A 20,955-nucleotide genomic window follows, 5' to 3' on the forward strand; every position below is an offset into this window, starting at 1 on the left:
AAACTTTATCCAAACAATTCTAAACTATCAATTTCTAAAGAAGTAATAAATTTAGAAGCATTTATAATATCTGAATGTAGCACTCTATCTTCTTCTACAATTGTTACTTCTTGTCTAAATGAACTTATTATAGATTCTAAAAATGGAGAACTTTTTCTATTTCCAAAACTTAATGCTTGTGAAGCTGTAAAAAGTTCTATTGCAAAAATGGTTTGTAAATTATCTACAATTTTTTTACATTTTGTTGCCGCATTTGCCCCCATAGAGACATGATCTTCTTGTCCGTTACTAGACTCAATAGAATCTACACTTGCGGGAGTTGCGTATTGTTTATTCTGACTTACAATACTTGCTGCAGTATATTGCGGAATCATAAAACCAGAGTTTAAACCAGGATTAGAAACCAAAAATGGAGGTAAATGTCTGTGGCCAGAAACTAACTGATATGTTCTACGTTCCGATATATTCCCTAATTCCGATAAAGCAATGGCTAAAAAATCTAATCCTAAAGCTAATGGTTGTCCATGAAAATTTCCACCAGAGATAATTTCATCTTCATCAACAAAAATATTTGGATTGTCTGTAACAGAGTTTATTTCAGTTAGAAAAGTTTTAGTTACAAACCTTATAGTGTCTTTACTAGCTCCATGTACTTGTGGCATACATCTAAATGAATATGGGTCTTGTACATGCTGTTTTTCTTGCGAAATTAATTCACTTTCTTCTAAAAAATCTTTAATTCTTTCCGCAGTTTTTATTTGCCCATTATGAGGTCTAGCAAAATGAATTAATGAGTTAAAGGGCTCTATTCTACCATCAAAACCTTCTAAAGAAATTGCACCAATTAAATCTGATAAATACGATAATTTATGCGCTTTTAGCAGGCAATTAATTCCGTATGCAGACATAAACTGTGTACCGTTTAACAAAGCTAAACCTTCTTTAGATTGTAGGTTTATTTTATCCCAAGAAAAAAGGTCTAATAATTTTTTACTTTCAATTTTATCATCTTTATAATACACCTCTCCTAACCCAATTAATGGTAAAGCCAAATGCGCTAATGGAGATAAATCTCCTGAAGCACCTAATGAACCTTGCGTATAAACAACAGGAATGATATCGTTATTATAAAATTCTATCAATCTATTTACAGTTTTTAATTGCACCCCAGAATGTCCGTAACTTAAAGCTTTTATTTTAAATAAAATCATCAATTTAACAATCTCTTTCGGCACCTCATCACCAGTTCCACAGGCATGACTCATTACTAAATTCTCTTGTAGCTTCTGTAAATTATAATCATCAATTTTCACATTATACAACGATCCAAAACCTGTATTAATACCATAAATAGGCTTCGAAATCGATTTCGTTTTAGCATCTAAATAAGACCTGCATTTTTCGATTTTCTGAATCGCAGTTTCAGATAATACTAGTTTTTTATCCGAAGAAACTATTTCTTGAATATCTGTTAAATCTAGAGGTTTAATATCTATATAATGAAAAGAGCTCATAAGTTGTTTTATTGAGTTTCAAAAGTGCAAATTCATAAGAGTATATGCAAATCATTTTAACCTTTTTTCTGTAATTTAAGCTTTATATTTGCAGAAAATTTAAATTTTTAGAATGAAAAACATTAGCGTTATACTATTTAGCTTATTACTATTAAGTTCTTGTGGAAAAAGCCATCCAAAAGAGTACCTTACTTTATCTGGTAAACTAGAAAACAATAAAGACACTATAATTTCAATTGCAAACCAACAAGGTGTTATTAAAAAAATAGTAATCAAAGAAGATGGTCGTTTTAAAGATACATTAAAAATTGAAAAAGCTGCTATTTATACTTTTTTAACATCGACCAACAAAAGGTCTCCTATTTATTTAAAAAACGGGTATAATATTTCTTTAAAAGGAGATGCAGATGATTTTATGAATAGTTTTAAATTTTCTGGTGAAGGTTCTGATAATAGTAACTTTATTTTAGCTCAGGTAGCAAAAAGTCAAAGTATAGGAAATCCTCAAGTAATTTTAAACTTAGAAGAAAATGCTTTTAAAGAAAAAGTAAATCAATTAAAATTTGAATACGATAGTATTTTAAATGCATATAATAATTTAGATAGTACTTTATATAATTCAATAAAAAAACAAAACCAGCAAGTTGTTACTTATTTCAACAATGCTTATGAAAAAAACAGGTTTATGAGTAAAGGTAAACCGTCACCTAAATTTGAAAACTATATTGATATTAAAGGAGGTACAAAATCTTTAGATTCTTTTAAAGGTAAATATGTTTATATAGATGTTTGGGCTACTTGGTGTGGACCTTGTATACAACAAATCCCTTTTTTACAATCTTTAGAAAAAGAATATCATAATAAAAATATTGAATTTGTAAGTATTTCTACAGATGAATCTAGAAGAAGTGGTGGATCTTGGGAAGCTGCTGAGAAAAAATGGAGAAATTTTGTAAAGAAAAAAATATGACAGGAGTTCAACTTTGGTCTGGTCAAGATTTTTCTTTCCAACAGGCCTATCAAATAAATGCTATACCTAGATTTATTATTATAGACCCAGAAGGTAAAATTGTAGATGCAAATGCTCCAAGACCTTCTGAACCAAGATTAAAAGATCTATTTACTTCTTTAGGCATATAAATAATCTAAAAATTCTGGATAAAAAAATTACAAAAAAAGTGTATTCATAAAAAAGGCGAAATTCTTAAATGAATTTCGCCTTTATATATATAATACCTAACTGATTTTCTACTCTTTGTAAACACCCATATCAGAGTATTTATCCATTCTTTTCATAACTAAATCTGATTCAGATAAATCTTTTAACTCTTCAAAAGCTGCTAAAATTTGAGTTTCTACCGCTTTAAATGCTCCTTGTCTATCTGCATGTGCACCTCCAACTGGTTCTTTTATAATAGCATCAATTAACTTTAGCCTTTTCATATCTGCTCCCGTTAATTTTAATGCAGCTGCAGCTTGTTCTTTAAATTCCCAACTTCTCCATAAGATTGAAGAACAAGATTCTGGAGAAATTACAGTGTACCAAGTGTTTTCCATCATGTATACTCTATCTCCTACTCCAATACCTAAAGCACCACCAGAAGCTCCTTCACCAATCACAATTGTTATAATAGGTGTTTTTAAACGAGTCATTTCTAAAATATTTCTAGCAATAGCTTCACCTTGTCCGCGCTCTTCTGCTTCTAAACCTGGATATGCACCAGGAGTATCCAATAAAGTTACAACAGGAATATTAAATTTCTCTGCCATTTTCATTAAACGTAAAGCTTTTCTATACCCTTCAGGATTTGCCATCCCAAAATTTCTGTATTGACGCGTTTTAGTATTGTATCCTTTTTGCTGACCAATAAACATAAAAGATTGGTCTCCAATTTTACCTAACCCACCAATCATTGCTTTATCATCTTTTACATTTCTATCTCCATGAAGTTCCATAAAAGTACCTCCACAAAGAGCATTAATGTAATCTAACGTATATGGTCTGTTTGGGTGCCTAGACAGTTGTACTCTTTGCCAAGGGGTTAAGTTTTTATAAATATCTTTTCTAGCAGCAGCTAGTTTTTTTTCTATTTTTTTACAAGTTGCAGTAACATCTACTTCACTTTCTTCTCCAATAATTTGACACTTTTCTAGCTGATCTTCTAGCTCTTTTATTGGCATTTCAAAATCTAAATATTCCATTTTGCAGTTATTTTGATTTAGTGGTTTGGATTAACAAACATACTATAAAATTTACTTTATTAAGCAAGTTCAGTTTACTTTTTTAGTTTTGTTTTCTGTTGAATCTTTTGTTTGATAACAGATTTATTTTTTATTACTCCGTTTAAAAGAACTACACTTAGTACTATTATTGCTCCCATATAAAATGCTGGGTTCATTTTTTCTTTATCTCCAAAAATTATTAAGGCTAAAATTATTGCGTAAACTGGTTCTAGATTTATAGTTAACATAACAGTGTATGGCGATAAATATTTCATCACCTTTACAGATATTATAAACGCATAAGCTGTACAAATACTACTTAAAACAAATAAGTAAATCCAATCTTTTTTGGGTAGTATAAAAAAAGTAATTGAATAACTATTATTAAAAAATAAGTAAGTAGCTACAAACAGAAAACCAAACAAGAGTTGATATAATGAGATTCTATTTGCATCATACTTTTTGATAAAGAGGCCGTTTAAAACAGAAAACAAAGCACCTAAAAAAGATGAAATTAAGGCATAAATAATTCCTAGTTTATATTCAGTTTCAAAATTAAAAATAATATACAAACCACCAATTACAATCATTCCTAAAATAATTTCTAACGATTTTACTTTTCTTTTAAAAAAAGTGGTTCTATTAAGGATGTAAAAAAAGCACCGGTACTCATAGTAACTAAAGCAACTGAAACATTAGATACTTTTATTGCTTTAAAAAAGAAAATCCAATGAGATGCTATAATAATTCCTGAGAATAAAAATTTGATTAATCCTTTTTTGTCTACGTAAAAACTTTTCTTTTTAAAAAGAAAATAGATAGCAATAAACAAAACTGCTAATCCCATTCTAAAAAAGACTAAAGGAATTGCATCTATAGTTATAAGCGCACCTAAAATTGCAGTAAAACCCCAAATAAAGACAATGAGATGTAATAATAAGTAATTTTTAAGCCTACTTTCTAGCATTGTAGTATAAATATATGGCTACAAACCCGAAAAATAAATTAGGCATCCAAACATACAAAAGGGAATTTACACCAGCTACCGCACCTAAAACTTCCGATACTTTCATTAGAAAAACGTACATAAACATCATTCCAATTCCAATTGCTAAATTTACTCCTGTTCCTCCTCTACGTTTTCTAAAAGCTAAAGCAACTGCTATAATTGTAAGTATGTAAGATGCAATTGGTAAACTTGTTCTTTTATGAAGCTCAACCAAATATGCATTTAAATTTTTCACTCCTCTTTTTCTAGAAATATTAATAAACTTTAATAGTTCATCAGATGGCATTTCTTGTGATAAAGCTGATTTATATATTAAATCTTTTGGTGTAAAGTTAAAAACGGTATCTAATTTATTTCCCGAAAAAATACTATCTCTGTTATTGTAAATTTGTCTTTTTCTCCAATTATTTAACGTAAAAACTGAATCTTTTTTATTGAATCTAATATTATCTGCAACAAGTTTCGATTTTAATTTTAAACCATCATAAACTTCAGAGGTAAAGTCAAAACCAGCACTTGTACTTGTATTAAAATTTCTTATAAAAATATAAGTACTATCTGTGAGCTGTAGACTAAAATCTCTAACATATTTTAGTTCATTTTTTTCTTATTATTATCAATATATTCTTTCTCAAATTTTTTTCTAGTTTTACTACTATTAGGCACTACAAAATGGTTCATCAGTAAAGACATAACAGTAATTAATGTAGCTCCAATAAAATAAGGATACAAAAATCGAGTAAAAGATACTTTAGCATTAGTAATAGCGATAATTTCGGTGTTGTTAGAAAGTTTAGAAGTGAATAAAATTACAGCAATAAATAATGCCAATGGCATAAATGTATTGGCATAATAAATGGTAAAATTTTTATAATACTCATCTACTACTTGATAAAAACCTAAATCTGCATGTTCTAAAAAATTATCAATTTTTTCAGAGATGTCTATAGCAATGGCAATAGGAATCAAAATTAATAAGGTAAACAAAAAGGTTACCAAAAATCGTTTTAATATGTACCAATCTATAATTTTCAAAAGCGCTGCTTTATTTTGTTTTTAAATGAAGATATTTCTTAAACCTATAATTATAGGCGTTTATCCATTTGTTTTACCATTTTATCTTTCCATTCTCTAAAATCGCCTGCTAAAATATGTTTTCTAGCTTCGCGTGTTAACCAAACATAAAATCCTAAATTATGAATAGAAGCAATTTGTTTTCCTAACATTTCTTTAGCAGCAAATAAATGACGTAAATAGGCTTTTGAATACATGGTATCTACCCAAGTAATTCCCATTTCATCTATTGGAGAAAAATCGTCTTCCCACTTTTTATTTTTTATATTGATAGAACCATGTGCTGTAAATAACATACCATTTCTAGCGTTTCTTGTTGGCATTACACAATCGAACATATCTATACCTAAAGCAATGTTTTCTAAAATATTAATTGGAGTACCAACACCCATTAAATATCTTGGTTTATCTTCTGGTAAAATTTCTGTTACAACTTCCGTCATTGCATACATTTCTTCTGCAGGTTCACCTACTGAAAGTCCACCTATTGCATTTGCTTGCTGATTTGAGTTTGCTATATATTCTGCAGATTGTCTACGTAAATCTTTATAGGTACTACCTTGTACAATTGGCATAAATGTTTGTTCAAAACCATATTTAAAAGGCAATTTTTCTAAGTGATTTATACACCTATCCAACCAACGATGCGTCATGTGCATAGATCTTTTTGCGTAATTATAATCGCAAGGATACGGTGTACATTCATCAAAAGCCATAATAATATCGGCGCCTATTGTACGTTGCGTTTTCATTACATTTTCTGGTGTAAAAAAGTGCATAGAACCATCTATATGACTTTTAAACTTTACACCTTGTTCGTTAATTTTTCTTCTACCAGATAAAGAGTATACTTGGTAACCACCCGAATCTGTTAAGATGTTACGATCCCAATTCATAAACTTATGTAAACCTCCTGCTTTTTCTAAAATATCTAATCCAGGACGTAAGTATAAGTGATATGTGTTACCTAAAATAATATCTGGATTAATCTCGTTTTTTAATTCTGATTGATGAACACCTTTTACAGTTCCAACAGTTCCTACGGGCATAAAAATAGGAGTTTCAATTACACCATGATCGGTAGTTATTACTCCTGCTCTAGCCTTACTTTTTGGGTCGGTTATTTTTAAGTCGAATTTCATTGACAGCAAAGATACTATTATTTAAGAATTGAAAAATTAAATGAACTGTTATAAAAATTACAAAAAGATAATTTTAATGCTTTTAACTGGCAAAAATGTGCGTTAAGGATTGAAGCGGCATCCTTTTTATACTTACTAAAGAAGCGAAAGCATTTTTAGTAAGTATAAAAAGATATAGCGTAAAGCCTGACTTTATTTTGAATGCTTTCAGAATAAAGTAACGTACTAAAAATTACCAGCGTTTCTTTTTAGATGAAAAACCTGTAGATTTCTTTTTGTTTTTAGGTGATGATTTTCTAAAAGATGCACTTTTTTTATTAAACTCATTTTTAGATGGTGCTAGTTTTCGCTTCGATTTTTGTGCTTTGGGTTTTTCTTTAACTACAGAAGCTTCTTCGGTTTTTGATGATGAAGAAATCATTTTATTAATTTCTTTCATTTCTTCTTCAGTTAATTCTCGCCAATCTCCAGCTTGTAAATAACCAAGTTCTACATTCATAATTCTTGTACGTTTTAACTTAGTTACTTCGTAATCTAAGTACTCGCACATTCTACGAATTTGACGATTTAAACCTTGTGTTAATACAATTTTAAATATTTTGGCACTTACTTTTTCTACCACACATTTATTAGTCATAGTACCTAAAATTGGAATTCCGTTTCCCATTTTTTCGATAAAATCGTCTGTAATTATTTTGTTTACAGTAACAAAATACTCTTTTTCGTGATTGTTACCTGCTCGTAAAATTTTATTTACAATATCGCCATCATTTGTAAGGAAAATTAACCCTTCCGATGGTTTATCTAAACGACCAATAGGAAACAATCTTTCTGGATAATTTACATGCTTTACAATATTATTAGGTTCTCTATCATCTGTAGTAGAAACTATACCAACTGGTTTATTTAATGCAATATATAAGGTAACGTTTTTGGGTGTTACTAAACGACCGTCGAACTTTACAACATCTTTTTTACCAACTCTATTACCTAATTGTGTTGGTTTACCGTTTATAGTTATTCTACCTTCTTTAATAAATTTTTCTGCTTCTCTACGAGAACAAACTCCAGAAGAACTTATATATTTATTAAGGTTTATAGATTGTTGATTTGAATTATCCAAAGAAAAATATTTTATGCAAAAATACAATTTATTTCAAGGGAGAAAAGCATACAATTAAGATTTCAACTCAATAGTTCTAAAGGTTAAATTAATTCGTGGAGTATTTACTTTTTTTGTAGGTGGTAATCTGTGTAACCAATTGGTTTGAGTCCCATTTTTCATAACCAACAAACTCCCTCTTTCTAAAACAATATCTATTCTTTGCTTATTTTCTTTATGCTTAAATGAAAATTTACGTTCTGCTCCTAAAGACAAAGATGCAATTGCTCCATTTTTTTCAACATTTTTTCTCCGTCAGAATGATAAGCCATTCCTTCTTCTCCAGAATGATATAAATTTAACAAACACGAATTATAAGTTTCGTTACTCTCTTGCTCAACAATACTTTTTAACTCTAACAGTTCTTTAGTAAAAATATTTGCAGTTTTTGTTACTTTAGAATAGGTATAAGAATACTCAGATTCTCCATACCAAGCTACTTTTCGTTTTGTAATTATTTTTTTACCAAAAATAATTGCTTCATCATTTTTCCAATTAATCGTATTTATTAATTGCTGGTAATAAAACTCACATTGGCTTTTGTTTAAAACAATTCCATGATAATTTGTAATGCCATCAAAAGGTAAAATATTTTTTATTTTTTCAGAAGAGAATAAATCCATGAATTAAAAGTAGTAAAAAAACCTCAACAAAAATGGAAATATCAAAATCAGTAATTATTTTTTTTACAAAAAAATAGCCCAAAGCATAAACTTTGGGCTATAGAATTTGAATTAAAAAATGGGGACTGTTTTACTTATTTAAAATATTAATTTTTAACCACTTTTTTAATTGCTTGTTTACCATCTACTGTCGTTATTTTTACTAAATAAATACCTTTAGATATTGAACTAATATTTATTTTTTTAGTTCTAAACTTCTGAACTAACTGACCTTGTAAATTAAATAATTCAATAGTTTTAACCTCTTCTTGTAAACCAAAAATTAAATTCCCTTTTGTTGGGTTTGGATACAATTCAAAATCAAACTTATTTACATCACTTACACTAGCAGTACTACTGAAGGTTACAGTAATATTTTTATCTGCATCCATTGTAACACTTAAAGGGTTTGTTGTACCGTTTGCATCTCCAGACCATTCTGTAAACCCAAATCCTGAAGCAGCTGTAGCTATTAAACTTAAAACAGTACCGTCCGCATGTGTACCATTAGGAGATGAACCACTTGCTAAAGTAACTGTTCCATTTCCTACAACAGTTACATTTAAAATTCTTTGTATTTGACTAAATGTAGCTGTTACTGTTTTATCTGCATCCATTGTTACATTTACAGATGCAGTTGCACCACTCGCATCTCCAGACCATCCATCAAATTGATATCCTGCAGCTGGTGTTGCTGTTAAACCTACAACTGTTCCGTTATCATAAGTTCCGTTTGTTGGGTTTGGATTTGTTACAACTGTTCCATTTGTAGCATTAATTGTTAATGTACGTTGGATTAAACTAAATGTAGCAGTTATTGTTTTATCTGCATCCATTGTTACATTTACAGATGCTGTTGCTCCACTTGCGTCTCCAGACCATCCATCAAATTGATATCCTGCAGCTGGTGTTGCTGTTAAACCTACAACTGTTCCGTTATCATAAGTTCCGTTTGTTGGGTTTGGATTTGTTACAACTGTACCATTTGTAGCATTAATTGTTAATGTACGTTGGATTAAACTAAATGTAGCAGTTATTGTTTTATCTCCATCCATTGTTACATTTACTGATGCTGTTGCTCCACTTGCGTCTCCAGACCATCCATCAAATTGATATCCTGCAGCTGGTGTTGCTGTTAAACCTACAACTGTTCCGTTATCATAAGTTCCGTTTGTTGGGTTTGGATTTGTTACAACTGTACCATTTGTAGCATTAATTGTTAATGTACGTTGGATTAAACTAAATGTAGCAGTTATTGTTTTATCTCCATCCATTGTTACATTTACAGATGCTGTTGCTCCACTTGCGTCTCCAGACCATCCATCAAATTGATAACCTGCAGCTGGTGTTGCTGTTAAACCTACAACTGTTCCCTCATCATAAGTTCCGTTTGTTGGGTTTGGATTTGTTGCAACTGTACCATTTGTAGCATTAATTGTTAATGTACGCTGTACAACAGGTATTAAACTAAACATTGCTGTAGCTGTTTTATCTGCATCCATTGTTATACTTAATGGATTTATTGTCCCACTTACGTCTCCAGACCAACCATCAAATTGATAGCCTGTGTTTGGTGTTGGAGTTAAAGTAACCACAGATCCATCTAAATAAGTACCATTTACTGGATATGAATTTGGAGTTACTGTTCCGTTTGTGGCATTTATTGTTAACGTACGTTTTATTAAACTAAAGTTAGCTGTATATGCTTTATCAGCATCCATCGTAACACTTAAAGAACTTACAGTACCTGTTGCATCTCCAGACCAACCATCAAATTGATATCCTGTATCTGGCGTTGCAGTAATTGTAACTACTAAACCATCTGTATACGTACCATTTGATGGGTTTGGGTTTGTTGTTACTGTACCATTACCAACAACTGACGTTGTTAAGGTTCTATTTATTACAACAGTACTAGGAGTAGAGCCAGTCTCATATGCCCCCATATCTACAGTAGTATTAAAAACACGTTGGTTTCCTAATAAATCTGAAGTAGTTGTTACATAACTATTATCTCCACTATCTTCTGCTGGCGAACCTGCTGTTAAAGTAAAATCTTCATTTGCTAAATTTGTAAATAATGGATCTGAATCACTTGTAGCAGTTGCTGAAGTAATTGTAGCATCATTAAAATTATTTTCATCAATAGAGTTATATACATTTACAGAAGCAACTGGTATTTTATAAAGATCTGTAATTGATCTAGTTACTGCACCACCGGTAGTTTTATTATTCCAAAAAATAGAATTCGAAATTACTGCATTAAATGTACCTTGAAACCCAGAGGATCTAGAAATAGCTAATACTGCATGTGTAGAAGCATTTAAACTTTCCTGAGTACCTGTATCTATATTGTTAACTAATGTATTATTCGTAAAATTAAAATTAACATCAGACGTATTTCCTAACATTCTAAACCAACCAGCACTTCCACTATAAGCTGTAGCTGCAGCTGTCAAATCAGCAACAGTATTTTTATTAAATAATGTGTTTGAAATATTTATATCTACATTCGTATTACTCCTTACAAAGCTATAAACACTAGTACCGTAACGAGACATGTTATTAGTAAATTCGCAATTTTCTATAGTTAATAAACCTCTAGTTCCTGTAACATTATTTAATTCAAACTCTGCCATTAAACCAGCATTTGCATTTCTTGAAACATTATTCTTAATTATACAATTTTTAAGTGTTAATTTAGAAACTGCTTTGTTTTTTAAAATTGCACCTCCATGTTCTGTAGCATTTTTACTATTATGAGCATCACTTATTGTTAAGCCATCTAATAATAAATCATTTCCTGTAGCTGTAATATTAATTATATGAAAACTATTTACATTTTGACGTGTTGAATTACTATAATTATCAAAATAACCTGTAACATTGGCATCATTCCCTTGTAAATCTCCAGATAAAATAGTTTCATTCATTCCAAAAATCCTATCAGAAATTTTTGATTCTGTACCAGCAAAACCTCCATAAATTTTTACGCCATTCTTTGTTATCTCATAATAAACACTTGTATCTGATACACTCGGTGTATACGTACCACCAGCAATCCAAATTTCAGAATTATTAACAATATTTGCTAAAGCAGTATTTAAATCTGTATAAGCATCTGCCCAAGTTAAACCATCGTTATTTCCTGTAGCATTCTTGTTAACATATATTCTTGACTTAGAAAAATTAGCTGTAACAGTTAACGTATTATTTACTAATACTCCTAAAGTACTAGTGTTACCTACAACATCTCCTGTCCAACCTGTAAATTCATAACCTGGTTCTGGTGAAGCTACTAAATTTAATGATGTTCCATAATCATGATTTTGTGAAGCAGGATGATTTACAGTACCATTACCTACAACTAATACATTTAATTTGTATGTAATTGATGCATAAGGATCAAACTCATATGATCCCATATCAACAATACTTGCAACAATTCTATCTTTACCTAATAAATCTTTAGTAATTGTTGCTGGTAATTTTGCGTTGTCTCCAGAATTAATCGCAGGAGAACCTGTTAATAATATAAACTCATTATTTGCTACATCTTTAAATAGAGGATCTGTATTACTTGTATTTGTTAAGTTAGCTGTTGTTAATCTAGAAAAGCTACCTTCATCAATTGAGTTCGTTACTGTAACATTTCCTAATGTTGCACTGATTCCTGTAATAGAATTACCAACTGCGCCACCTGTTATGGTATTATTCCAAAAAATACTATTTGCAACTTCTAAATTCATTGTACCTCCATAATCTGTAGAAGCACCAACAGTTGCTCTATTAAGGTTACTCATAGAAGAATGGGTACCAATATCATTATTATTAACATAAGTATTGTTAATTAAACTAGCGTTTACTATAGTAGAAGCATTACCAATTGCTCTTAACCAACCAGAACTACCTCCTGTACTATTATTACTACCACTTAAATTTCTAGTTTCATTATTACTAAATAAAGAATTACTAACATTAAATGTAAAAGTACCACCAGATCTAGCCCAAGCACTAAAAGAAGTACTAAGACGTGCAAGATTGTTATCAAAAATACAGTTTTCTATATCTAATGTTCCTCCTCCAGATGTGAATTCTGCAAATATACCTGCTGCATTATAGGCAACATTATTTTTAATAGTACAGTTTTTTACGGTTAGTGAGTTTACAGGTTTTGCTTTAAAAATTGCACCACCAGCAGCATTATCTCCAGAGTTATTTGCAACACCATCTCTAATAGTAAAACCATCTAAAACGGTACCATGTTTATTTATTTCTACAACATGATAAGCATTTTCACCTCTAACAGTTCCTCCAATAGCTCCAGCATCATTCCCTGCTAAATCACCAGATAAAATAGTTTCATTTGCTATAAAATCTCTCTGACTTAAAGTAGTTTCTGTACCATTAAAACCTCCATAAAACTCAACATTAGTATTCCCAATTATAAAAGAACTATTTCTATCTGTAGTAGCTGGCACATATGTACCTTTTGCAACCCAAACTTTACCATTATCTTGTAGTGAACTTAAAGCATCTTGTAGATCTGTATAAGCATTTGACCAAGAAGTTCCATCGTTTGTACCTGTTGCATTTTTATTAACGTACGTAATTCCGTTTGTTCTTACTTCTAAAGGAGAAGACCACGACGATATAATAGAACTTGTACAAGGAGTTCTTAAGTGTATATTATAAATAGTACCAGGCTGTAAACCTGTTAAATTTTGAACATCATTGGCAGTGTAATTTATGTTTGAAACTATTGTTGCATTAGAAAAAGATTCTCCTTTAGCAACATAGGCTAAATCGAATGTACCTGATTCTGTCCAAGAAACATCTGCAGTTGTTTCTGTAATATTAGTTGAAGTTATGGTTGATGCTAGTGGAGGAAAACAAAAACTATTTACAGTAGCTATTTGTGTTACTTCTGCCTGAGTTATTCTTCTTGTATAAATATTTAAATCATCTATAGCTCCATCAAACCTATTTGAATTGCTCAAATTATTACCTCTATTGTTTCCAACTGTAAAATTTCCAGTATTGTCATGAGATTGTAATAATCTAAAACCACCAGAACTTGACCCAGCTTCATCAATTCCTACTTGACCTTGATCTATACCATCAATATATACTCTTGCTCGTGTATAAATAAAACGAGTTAATCCAGAACTACTAATGTTATATGTATTACCAATTGTCATTACTACATGATGCCAATTACCATCACTTACATTTAAAGTAGATTTTTTAGTTGCTGTTTTATAGCCTGTATTTCCATGAAACAATACTCTTGTAGTTACTCCAATCTGTCCTCTTTCTAAAAAAATATAATACCCAGTCCAAGAAGCACTATTTAAACTTGAATTATTATTAGAATCATCAATAATAATTCTCTTATTATTATCATTTGTAGTTGTTTTAACCCAAAAACTAACAGTACCATCGTTACCATAAGCAGCTCCTAATCCATTATCTGGATAAGCTACATCTGTTCTTGTTAAGTAATCTCCGTTTAAATTAATTGCATTGTTTGCTGCTGAAAAACGATCATTATCATTTGTTAGCGCTGTTCCTGTTTGTGTAAAACTTACTGCATTTGCTGCATCTGAAAATGCTCCGTTTGTAAATTCGTATTGTGCAACTAAACCATTTGTTGGTATTTGAGCGAAAACACTACCTACAACAAATAGCATTAAGTATAATAATTTTGTTTTCATTTTTTCTTTTTTTATTAATTAGATTGTTTTATGCAATGATATAATTTTACAATAGTTCTAAAAGAAAGCGGTTTATGAATAGCAATTTGGCTTTGTAAATGGTAAAAAAGACCAATTTTTAGACTTAAATTTTATGTAACCAAAAAATTTAATTTTCTAAAAATCTAGAGAACATTTTTGTAAACTTACATTGTTAACAGTATTGTTAAAATTTACGTACTGGACGTATAAGGAAATTATTATTCTTAACCTTGTACGTAGTTTTTCCGTTATAAACATCCATTATCCAAGCATAGTTCTGGTCTCTATTTGAAGAAGTCCAATAATCATTTATTCTTAAATCATCTCCTTCATTATCTACTGCGGTTGCATTTACTATTTCTCTATTTTCATAAATCTCATTCATTTCTGTTCTACTTGGTAAATACCAATCTGAATATCCGTTTGCTATATAATCGAAACATAATTTTGCAGCAGTGTTATCTGTAGCACAAGCTGCTTTAATTGCAATGGTATTTTCCATACCGTCATAATAATTTTGACCATTTGCATTAGGTATATCAGTTCCTCTGCATCCCCATTCTGCTCCTTCTTTTCCTAAATCTTCTATTGCACAAACCAATCCTTTGGTATCATCGTCTGGATCTACATAAAAAACAACTCCACCATAAATAAAATCACCTACTTTTACTGAAATAAGATCTTCATTTTCACTACAACTAGTTCCTAACATTAATGTTAAAATTACTAGTAAAATATATTTTTGCTTCTTCATTTATTTGCTATTTAAATATTAGCAAGCTTCTACTCGCTGACTTTTGTTTTATCTTTATTTGTGATTTTAATTATTGTTGTTGTCTTTTTAAAACCCACTTCCAGGAGCTTCTGGACTTTGTGCTTGTGCTTTTTGTGGATTCAAAATTAAGTAAGTACCTAATGCAGTTAAAGCAGCATATTTACCATAGTTTCCTATTTTTTTTAAAGCCTCTTTTCTGTCTATATTTTTATCTTGATTGTTCATGGTGTTTTCTGTTTTTGAGTTCAATAAATAAAGTAATAAGTAGAGTTTTGGTGGTTTTAAACAGCGTTTAAACCGCCATGAACTCATTAATTTAAGATTACTTTCTTGTTTACGCTTCCGTTTGCAGTTTGTATTTTTATAAGATATACACCTGTAGACAAGCTTATTGGTAATTGTACTGTTGTTTTTTGTTGTACTTTAATACTTGTATTAAAAACTTCTTTCCCTAAAATAGTATATACTTTTACACTATTTTGTTCTTGGTTGGCTAAACCTGTTATGGTTAAAGTTCTTGTATTAGACTTATAAACATAAATGCTATTTAATGCTGCAATACTAGTACCAACACTTAAAATTCTAGAAGTTGTATGTAAGTAAAAACGACCAAATCCATTTACATCATTACTTACTGTAGTTGTATAAGTTGCTTGTACAGTCTCTAAAAGTGTAAAGGTGTTTTCAACTTTATCCTCTATATACACTTTAATAGCAGATGGTAAATTTTCTATAGCTGCTGTAAATGAAAGTGTTGTATTTTCAACTGCATTTACACCTAAAGGTATTACCATAGCTTCATAATTATCTATTGGTAAAGATTGTATACCAAAACCAACAGTAGTATCATTAGACAATAGTTTTGTATATACATTAAATGCCTGTGCTTCGCCAGAGAAAACACCAGCATCATAACCAGGGTCTAAACCAATAGTAGCTGTATTGTAATATTTAACATCAGTACTTTTTTGTAAGCTTCCGTTAGAAACTAATAACTTTATTGAAGGCACTGTATTTGATGTTTTTGATGCTGAACCTGCATTACCTTGATGATTTTGCATTGCTTCTGTAAACTGAAGCGAACCTCCACCATTTTTAGATTCTACAAAAAACGCTTGCGTTGGTGCAATGTGTTTAGATGCTGTTGTATTATTTACAATATCATAAGAATTATTTGAAGCATTCCAAACATACATAGCAACTCTTAAAGGGTCTAACTCATTTGCATTAACTGTTAAAAAGTTATTAGCTGCATGAGCATTTGTATTTCCATAAATACTAGAGGTAAAAGGATTACCAACTAAGTTCCATTTATTACCTGTTGCACTACCATCTGTTATTGCCATTGGCACATCAATAGTATTTAAAGCTCCTTCAAAAGAGAATATACCAGATGTAGATCTTTGAATTGAATATCCTTTTCCTTTTACAAAATTACCAGACGTATTAACATCATTTGTACCTGCAGCAGTTGTATAATAATTGTAACGATTTGTTGCTAAAGTATTAACATAAGGTGCAATTGCGTATTTTGTTCCATTATCAGATACATCATTTTTAAAAGCTGCTATACTTTGCCCCTCAACTGGAGATGTTAATAAATGCCAATTAGAAGTTACCTCTCTATTATAAGTTACATTACCAGTAGCCGTTCCTTTTAAAATTAAAGATCCGTGGTTTAATAATGAACTATCTGAAGTAATATTAAAAGTTCCGTTTTGAGTTAAATTACCTTCAATAGTTAGTGTTTTTCCTCCGTCTATTAATAATGTTCCTCCTGCTTGAATTTCTAAATCTCTTACAACCATAGAAACTGATCTAATAATTGGATAATTACTACCAACATTAGGTATAACTGCATTTACTGTAGCTGTAGGCACGCCATTTGTCCAATTTGAAGCTAAATTCCAACTATTAGAAGGAGAACCAACCCAAGTAGTTAATAGTGTAGTGTTTTCGTAAACTCCCATGTCTACAGTAGTATTAATGATACGTTGATTACCTGCTAAATCTTTAGTAATACCAGCTAGAATCTTTGAGTTATCACCAGTATTTAATGCAGGGGAACCAGATTGTAATGTATAATCTGACGCACTTGTAAATAAAGGATTTGCATTACTTATACTCGTTGTAGATGTTATAGAAGAATCTGTAAAATTATTTTCATCTATAGAATTGTAAACGTTTACAGAAGCTACTGGTTCTAAATATAGATCTGTTATAGATTTAGTTACAGCATTACCAGTAGTTTTATTATTCCAAAATATATTATTAGCAATTTCTGCATTTATTGCACCATTTAATCCACTATTTGCTTTACTGATACCTAAAACTGCGTGCGAAGTTGCATCTAAGCTTTGATCTGTACCATCATCTAAATTATTAACTATTGTGTTATTAATAAACTTTAAGTTAACATCACAGGTATTACCAGACATTCTAAACCAACCGACACTTCCGCTTAAACCTTGTGCAGTACTTGCATTTAAATTACCAGTAACATTATTATCAAATAATGTATTGGTAATAGTAACATCTATATTTGCATTACTTTGTATTTCACTATAGATACATGATCCCCAACGAGACATGTTATTTATAAATTGACAATTTTCTATATTTAATTCAGCTCTAGTACCTCCTAGATTATTTAATTGAAAACCTGCATGCAAACCTGCATTACCATTTCTACTTACATTATCTTTAATAATACAATTTTTTAATGATAGCTCTTTAACAGAAATTTCTTTTAAAATTGCTCCACCTTGCTCTGTAGCACTCAAGTTATTATGAGCACCACTTATTGTTAGGCCATCTAATAACACACCACTTCCATTATATGCAATCTCAATAATATGATAGCTATTATCTGCATTACGAGTTGTATTTGAATAATTAGATATAAAATCTGTAACATTTACATCATTATTACCTAAATCTCCAGATAAAATAGTTTCATTAACTCCCAAAACTCTTTGTGAAATAGCAGTTTCTGTACCTGCAAAACCACCATAAATCTCAAGATCTCTTGCGCTAATTGTAAAGTAAGTAGATCTTGAAGAAGCATGCGGAGTATAAGTACCTGTTGCTAACCAAAGAACATCATTATTACTTGCATTTGCTAAAGCAGTTTGTAAATCTATTGCATTTGCCCATGAAGACCCATTTCCAAACCCTGTTGCAACTGGTTTTACATACCAGTTTTGTGCAGAAACACTAAGTGTAATAAATAAACAAAGTAGTACTGTAATTTTTTTCATAATTATTTTTTTTATTGTGCAATAATACTAAGGAAGAATCCTATAAAAAGAAAGTAATTTATGAGTATCAATTTGAGTTTATAAACAACAAATATTTAGCAAATTATAAAAGATAAAAACAAAAAAAGCTCAGTATTACACTGAGCTTTCAAACAAAACTAATCAACCACTTTTTATAATATGACTATTTTATAAAAAGCAAACTCCTACTCTCTCTTTTTAAACATATATTTTAGTTTTATGCAAAACTTAATTCTTTTAAAAAATTGAATTCATCAACTTTATTACATTAATATTTTTTTTGACAAAACACCTTTATCAGTTATAACTCTTATTATATAAATCCCTTTTGATAAATTGTTAACTGCTAAACGAGTTGTGTGCTTACTTACTTGTTTGTTTTTCCAATTCTGTGCTTTTTTACCTAATAAATCATAAATTTCTACTGCAGTAATTTCTGTATCATCTAATCTATTTAAAACTAATTCTTTATTGTTTGAATTATAATAATAATGTAATCGATTTTCTAATAAATGTTCAGATTCAAAAGATAAAACTGAATTATTTTGAATAGTTATAATGTCTGAATAAAAAGAATTACCTCCATATAAAGTAACTTTAACCTTTAAAATATTAGTGCCTTGTATAAAATGATGAAACCCAATTGTATGTTCTAATTTATTTGGAATATAATTAGTACCAATAACACTGTTATTTAGTTCATATTCAATTAATCTAACTTTATTATTTTTATCTTTTAGAGATACATTAATTAAAACATTTTGCTCTGAGGTTAAAGTAACACTATTAGACGTAGGTAAATTAATTGTAATGTCTAAACTGTCTTTTTTTATATCTGTGCCATATTCAAATGCTCCTAAGTCTATTCTTGTATCACGAATGTTTCCAGAAAAATCATACACATCAAAATTATGATTCGTACCAGAATTGATTGCAGATGAAGTTTCATTTAATTCAACATTTTTATTTATAAAATCTTTAAAACCTATCTCAGAGACATCTTTATTTATAAGATTAAAAGAAACTGTACCTATATCTGCTTTTATTCCTTTAGTTGGATAAGGATCATTTAAAGTATCTTTTTTTCCATAACCAAACACAATATTATTTTTTATATCTATTGTCTGAGGACTATATGAGGTAATTCCATTACCCGATCCTCCTTCGATTGTATTATTATAAATTTCTATAATACCGTCTAGGTTCAAATAATTTCGATTGTTAAGATATAATCCAGTATAACCAGAGCCTAAAACAACATTGTTATATATTTTGGTATTTCCAGTAGCATTTATTTGCATACCATTAGATTGTTTGGTTCCATTTTCAATCCAATTTCCATGTATCACTGCTACAGATCCATCACCTACTAATATTCCTTCATCATGATGTCCAATTTCTCTAAATGCATAATCTTTTATTACATTATTATAAATTTGTGCATTACGATGTGTATTTTTCACCTGTATTCCATCCCATCCAACTCTTTCAACTATATTATTATATATAAATAAATTACTTATAAAATGCGGAAAGTTTTCACTTGTACATGCCTCTCCTGTAGTATAAGATTTAACAATGGTTCCTTGAGAAAAACCATACCCAATATATAAACCTTCTCCAAAAACATCGTGTATGTAATTATCGTGAATAAATACATTTTGCATTTCAAATTCACCTGCATCTGTACTTCCTCCATTAGGATCATCTCTACAAATTGGTTGAGATTTTGCCATTATACCTGCAAAACCTAATAAATTTTTTGGAGTTATTGAACTTGCATTCTCTATTGACTGAGCTACAGTGTCTCCAGCAATTTCTACATGAGCAATTTCAAAATCGGTAGTTTTATTAATCATTTGTAGGTAAGAATTATTATGAGTAGTTACCTTAAAACCGTATTTATGGTTAGAATCTCCGTTTCCCAATATTTTAAAATATTTGGAATTTTGAAATTTCCATCCATAAGATGCTGTTATACTTTTTATTTTAACTTTTCCATTGATGTTTGTTATAATAACAGGTTTAACAGAGTCTCCAATTATATTTTTAAATCGTAAAAATTTATATTGAACAGAAGCATCTAAACAAATTACATCTCCTCCTTTAAGCTTTAAAGAATCTCCTCTTTCTATAACTATCTGTGATTCTGCATCATGAATTGTTACATTGCCTTGTTTACCAATATTAGATCCATCAAAAGACCATTTATAACTATTAATAGTATAATTACATTTTTGAGCAGACATTTGCCCAATAATAACAATTGTAAAAAGTAAAAAAAGAGTTTTCTTTAACATAATTTTGTTTAAAGTTTGATACAAAAAAAACATATTATATAGATTTTAGAACAAAGCGTTTTATGAATATTAATT

13 protein-coding genes and 2 pseudogenes are annotated in these 20,955 nt (G+C 29.9%); 2 read left to right on the forward strand and 13 right to left on the reverse strand.

What is annotated here, in order from left to right:
• Positions 1-5: 5 nt before the first annotated feature.
• On the reverse strand, positions 6-1,514 hold the full coding sequence (gene hutH, locus N5A56_RS01570) for a histidine ammonia-lyase (RefSeq protein WP_265724079.1): 1,509 nt from the start codon (positions 1,512-1,514) through the stop codon (positions 6-8).
• A 112-nt stretch (positions 1,515-1,626) separates the two neighbouring features.
• Between hutH and N5A56_RS01575 the strand changes: the two genes are divergently transcribed.
• Together N5A56_RS01575 and N5A56_RS01580 are read left to right on the forward strand one after the other, a co-directional pair.
• The gene (locus tag N5A56_RS01575; protein WP_265724078.1) at positions 1,627-2,484 is read left to right on the forward strand and encodes a TlpA family protein disulfide reductase; all 858 of its coding nucleotides are present in this window, start codon (positions 1,627-1,629) and stop codon (positions 2,482-2,484) included.
• Complete coding sequence (locus tag N5A56_RS01580) at positions 2,481-2,654, forward strand: TlpA family protein disulfide reductase (protein ID WP_265724077.1); 174 nt, start codon at positions 2,481-2,483, stop codon at positions 2,652-2,654. The genes N5A56_RS01575 and N5A56_RS01580 overlap by 4 nt, the downstream gene beginning before the upstream one ends.
• A 108-nt stretch (positions 2,655-2,762) precedes the next feature.
• Here the strand turns inward: N5A56_RS01580 and N5A56_RS01585 are convergent, their stop codons facing one another.
• The 12 genes and pseudogenes from N5A56_RS01585 to N5A56_RS01640 form a co-directional block, all read right to left on the reverse strand.
• Positions 2,763-3,716 carry an acetyl-CoA carboxylase carboxyltransferase subunit alpha gene (locus N5A56_RS01585; RefSeq protein ID WP_265724076.1) on the reverse strand — a complete coding sequence of 318 codons (954 nt, stop codon included), beginning with the start codon at positions 3,714-3,716 and terminating at the stop codon, positions 2,763-2,765.
• Between the two features lie 74 nt (positions 3,717-3,790).
• Positions 3,791-4,704: pseudogene (locus N5A56_RS01590) on the reverse strand (DMT family transporter).
• Entirely contained in the window at positions 4,691-5,293 is a 603-nt protein-coding gene (locus tag N5A56_RS01595) for an LptF/LptG family permease (protein ID WP_337994753.1), read from the reverse strand. Before N5A56_RS01595 ends, N5A56_RS01590 begins: the two are co-directional and overlap by 14 nt.
• A 44-nt stretch (positions 5,294-5,337) precedes the next feature.
• Positions 5,338-5,781, reverse strand: a complete 444-nt coding sequence (locus N5A56_RS01600; RefSeq protein ID WP_265724075.1) for an LptF/LptG family permease — start codon at positions 5,779-5,781, stop codon at positions 5,338-5,340.
• Between the two features lie 50 nt (positions 5,782-5,831).
• Complete coding sequence (gene tgt / locus N5A56_RS01605) at positions 5,832-6,962, reverse strand: tRNA guanosine(34) transglycosylase Tgt (protein WP_265724074.1); 1,131 nt, start codon at positions 6,960-6,962, stop codon at positions 5,832-5,834.
• Between the two features lie 232 nt (positions 6,963-7,194).
• On the reverse strand, positions 7,195-8,085 hold the full coding sequence (gene rluF, locus N5A56_RS01610; protein ID WP_265724073.1) for a 23S rRNA pseudouridine(2604) synthase RluF: 891 nt from the start codon (positions 8,083-8,085) through the stop codon (positions 7,195-7,197).
• 54 nt (positions 8,086-8,139) lie between these two features.
• Positions 8,140-8,747 (reverse strand): annotated as a pseudogene (locus tag N5A56_RS01615) (alpha-ketoglutarate-dependent dioxygenase AlkB family protein).
• 146 nt (positions 8,748-8,893) lie between these two features.
• On the reverse strand, positions 8,894-14,503 hold the full coding sequence (locus N5A56_RS01620) for an InlB B-repeat-containing protein (protein ID WP_265724072.1): 5,610 nt from the start codon (positions 14,501-14,503) through the stop codon (positions 8,894-8,896).
• Positions 14,504-14,708: 205 nt separating this feature from the next.
• The gene (locus N5A56_RS01625; protein WP_265724071.1) at positions 14,709-15,278 is read right to left on the reverse strand and encodes an Lcl domain-containing protein; all 570 of its coding nucleotides are present in this window, start codon (positions 15,276-15,278) and stop codon (positions 14,709-14,711) included.
• An 87-nt stretch (positions 15,279-15,365) separates the two neighbouring features.
• Positions 15,366-15,524, reverse strand: coding sequence for a hypothetical protein (locus N5A56_RS01630; RefSeq protein WP_274270137.1), 159 nt, complete (start codon positions 15,522-15,524; stop codon positions 15,366-15,368).
• An 86-nt stretch (positions 15,525-15,610) separates the two neighbouring features.
• A complete protein-coding gene (locus tag N5A56_RS01635; protein WP_265724070.1) occupies positions 15,611-18,559 on the reverse strand; it encodes a T9SS type A sorting domain-containing protein in 2,949 nt (982 codons plus the stop codon).
• A gap of 284 nt (positions 18,560-18,843) precedes the next feature.
• The gene (locus N5A56_RS01640) at positions 18,844-20,880 is read right to left on the reverse strand and encodes a right-handed parallel beta-helix repeat-containing protein (protein WP_265724069.1); all 2,037 of its coding nucleotides are present in this window, start codon (positions 20,878-20,880) and stop codon (positions 18,844-18,846) included.
• Positions 20,881-20,955: the final 75 nt, after the last annotated feature.

It is taken from the genome of Polaribacter ponticola, assembly GCF_026191475.2.
Classification (GTDB): domain Bacteria; phylum Bacteroidota; class Bacteroidia; order Flavobacteriales; family Flavobacteriaceae; genus Polaribacter; species Polaribacter ponticola.

Excerpts from the sequence above, each read along its gene's own strand:
- hutH (WP_265724079.1), bottom strand. The coding sequence starts at position 1,514 with ATGAGCTCTTTTCATTATATAGATATTAAACCTCTAGATTTAACAGAT.
- N5A56_RS01575 (WP_265724078.1), top strand. The coding sequence starts at position 1,627 with ATGAAAAACATTAGCGTTATACTATTTAGCTTATTACTATTAAGTTCT.
- N5A56_RS01580 (WP_265724077.1), top strand. The coding sequence starts at position 2,481 with ATGACAGGAGTTCAACTTTGGTCTGGTCAAGATTTTTCTTTCCAACAG.
- N5A56_RS01585 (WP_265724076.1), bottom strand. The coding sequence starts at position 3,716 with ATGGAATATTTAGATTTTGAAATGCCAATAAAAGAGCTAGAAGATCAG.
- tgt (WP_265724074.1), bottom strand. The coding sequence starts at position 6,962 with ATGAAATTCGACTTAAAAATAACCGACCCAAAAAGTAAGGCTAGAGCA.
- N5A56_RS01620 (WP_265724072.1), bottom strand. The coding sequence starts at position 14,503 with ATGAAAACAAAATTATTATACTTAATGCTATTTGTTGTAGGTAGTGTT.
- N5A56_RS01625 (WP_265724071.1), bottom strand. The coding sequence starts at position 15,278 with ATGAAGAAGCAAAAATATATTTTACTAGTAATTTTAACATTAATGTTA.
- N5A56_RS01630 (WP_274270137.1), bottom strand. The coding sequence starts at position 15,524 with ATGAACAATCAAGATAAAAATATAGACAGAAAAGAGGCTTTAAAAAAA.
- N5A56_RS01635 (WP_265724070.1), bottom strand. The coding sequence starts at position 18,559 with ATGAAAAAAATTACAGTACTACTTTGTTTATTTATTACACTTAGTGTT.
- N5A56_RS01640 (WP_265724069.1), bottom strand. The coding sequence starts at position 20,880 with ATGTTAAAGAAAACTCTTTTTTTACTTTTTACAATTGTTATTATTGGG.